The 2,993-nt window shown below is 40.9% G+C and carries 3 protein-coding genes; all 3 read right to left on the bottom strand.

The features are described 5' to 3' along the window. The coding region (locus R6U02_RS01630; protein ID WP_410261886.1) for a hypothetical protein at positions 1–338 on the bottom strand (338 nt) is incomplete at its 3' end. 80 nt (positions 339–418) lie between these two features. Continuing rightward, a complete protein-coding gene (locus tag R6U02_RS01625; RefSeq protein ID WP_410261885.1) occupies positions 419–784 on the bottom strand; it encodes a hypothetical protein in 366 nt (121 codons plus the stop codon). Between the two features lie 162 nt (positions 785–946). After that, the gene (locus tag R6U02_RS01620) at positions 947–2,749 is read right to left on the bottom strand and encodes a tetratricopeptide repeat protein (RefSeq protein ID WP_410261884.1); all 1,803 of its coding nucleotides are present in this window, start codon (positions 2,747–2,749) and stop codon (positions 947–949) included. Between the last annotated feature and the right edge of the window lie 244 nt (positions 2,750–2,993).

The following is a 2,993-nucleotide window of genomic DNA, read 5'->3' as shown; positions in this document are numbered from 1 at the left end:
GCATATTCTAAATATTGATTCCCTCTACCAAATAAAAATGTACCTCCTCCTAACCCCACATCAACTCTTGAAATACCATCCCATTCTTCAAATCCTAAACAATAATAACGAGCAGCAACCAGATAATCTGTACGATTATCAGATTCATTTACAGATACCGAAAGTGGATAAATTAGTAAGGTACCTTTATTAATATTTAAAGCAGAGTCAGGAGATATATTTGTGCCATACCATAAGAAGATATTTTTACTCATTGCTGTAAAGCCATTAAAGCAATAAATGATTGCTTTTTTTTGAGATGATTTTTCAAAAGTCTTAAATTTCGGTCCATTAGCCACTGGTTTAATAGATGAACAACTAAAAAATGTGCAACTTGCAACAATGTAAATAATAACTGTAAAATATTTCATCATGAATTCTATTTTTTAGTTGCAAAGCCCATAATCAGAAATATAACGCCTAAGATAAAACTGATAACGAATCCTAAAGCTAATAAACCTCCGATCATACCCGTAATAACCAATGCTTCTTGAGTATTACCAGTTAAATCTGCCAAATCATATAAAAAGTATACAATAAATAAAATTGCCGTAGTTATCAACAATTTTACTCCAGTTTTAATACGGGATTTTCTGCGCTTTGTCCTTTTTAGTTTCCGTTTATCATTTTCAACATGTTTCGTATCGATGTTTTGTTCTTTCATACGTAAATAATTTCTATTAAATGAGCCTTTAAAGCCCATATTTTGTTTAAAATCAACAATTCTAATTCTACTTTGACACATTTTTGTCCATTTGTTTCCTCCTTTCTTACTTCAGTAACCTGAACGCTCAGTTTCCACTACGTGAGGTACATCTGACCGTCCAAAAAAGATTCCAAATGTGCGATTATTCCTCATCTTCATTGATTTATGGTTTTGCGCCCAATCGTTCTAAAATGGAGACAATTACTCTATTTTGTATAATTCGAGCGTACCTCCGGCACTCTTACTACGGTTTCTTGAAACGCACAGCATCCTTTTGGAAGCAAGCCATCGTGCTTGTACGAACTCATTCTTCTCTTTGGGGAATTCCTCCAAAACCTCTCCATTGTCGAGCGAAACCCGCTTCAACAATCGTCCGGACTGAAGAAGCGTCCAGCCGTTTTCTGGCACTGATAGTAGAACTGGCGAGTGATAGGAGGGAAGATCAGAGAATTCAATGTTCCATTCTTTTTTCCGATCAGTGATACGAAATAGGCTCACGTTCGACTTGGGGTACTGAAAAGCTGTTGACTCAGCTACCATATTCCCAAGTAGTAGTTTGTCGTCCCCCACTGGTTCTATCACATCGATTGGGTCGCGACTCCATGGCATCTCAGATGATGCGCATGAGTCAAGATCGACTATCTGCAGGCTCGCCTCCCCGGAACGGTCAGAGAATCCTCCCCCGAAATAGACCTTACCAGCTGAGTCGAATGCAACCGAGTTAGCTTCGTTAGTGTTAGTGACGGGGACAGCCTTATCACCTTCGATGCTAAAGAAAGTTTGATAGTGAACAGCATAGAGTTTACCGTTAGGAGCGAAGTAGGGGGTTGGACCGTAAGTTTGTCCCGTCCGTACCAATCTGTATGTCAACTTATCGTCGGCGATATATACAACTAGAAGACTTTCCGAATCCTTTTGGGCTGCAATGGTTTCTCCTGTGTTGTTGGCGCAAAGAGTATAGTACTTGAATTCAGGAACAACTTCTGATGACAACTCTTTTCCACTTTCAACATCCAAAAGCACGAGTCTTGCCAAGGAGGCTTCCAGTGGTATCGCAACGAGGAGTCTGCCCCCAGCGACAAACAAGACGTGTGACATAATCGACGTATAGACGGGCGGCTTTCGAGAAGTTGTGTACTCCAATTCAAGATGAGGCGACTCCCCGATTGGGGAGAGAATTGACACGCTGAACCGGTTCGCTTCCCACCACGAGATCCAACCAATATTCTCATTATTGGGAGAAATAGCCAGGGAGTTAAAGTATGGAAACGACGTAACAGGTTTTGCGCCCGTTCGCTTCGCTTCATCTGCTTTTTTTTCTTCCAGCTCACTTTTAATATAATTAGTGATAGGATGTCCTGGAGCTATTTTCATCGCCTTTTCGTATATAGCTTCTGCTTCTTTCAGCTTATCAAGATTAATTAACAAAAATGCCAGATTTTTGAAGGCGATTCCATTGTCAGGATAATCAACTGTTGCTTTCTTATAAATTTCTATTGCTTCATCATAACGTTCTTGCCTTTCAAGTAACTGTCCAAGTCCATTGTGAGCAGCAACAGAAGATAAAGTTTTTTCTTCAATGGCTAACCTATATGCTTTCTCCGCTCCCTTAAAATCGCCTTTCGATTTTAATGTGCTGGCAAAATCGTAGAAATCACTTACTTTAGACCAATCAATATCATCTTTTTCTTTCGATTTCTTTTCTTTTTCCAAGATCTTCTGTCGTTGGGCTTTCTCTTCAATATGATATTGCTGAATCTTTTCAATATCAAGTCCTTTCTCATGATAATCAGGGAGTAGGTGAAGTGGAATATCTAATCCCCAATGCAACAGAAATGAGGGTGGAAGTGGTCGTTCCTGATTGATAGTGGCGTTTTTACCGAACCAGACCCATTCATCATAGTCTCTTTCGCTGGTGATGTGCCACTGAACAACAATTGCGCCACAATGGGGGCAAAAAACGCGAGCTACATCATCCCCGTACCCTTGCGGAGTGTATGGCATCGCCCCTGGTGTATTCTGACACCTATAGGCCTCATCCCACTTAAAGCGGTGGCCACATTTTGCGCATTCCGGATGTTCGTCGCTATCTTTCTGCCCGATACTTTGGACATGGATCGCTTGTCTCGCCCTCAAACATTGCGAGCATGCCGCCTTTGCGAAACCCACGGCAGCGGCCTGTGGGTAAATAAAAGTACATGCAATAAGTACACTGTTGAGGTCGATACTTGACGCTTTCTGCGATTAT

Origin of the sequence: Alkalibacterium sp. (assembly GCF_046484155.1) — a bacterium.
Lineage (GTDB): Bacteria > Bacillota > Bacilli > Lactobacillales > Carnobacteriaceae_A > Alkalibacterium.
This window is presented reverse-complemented; position numbering and strand designations above follow the sequence as displayed.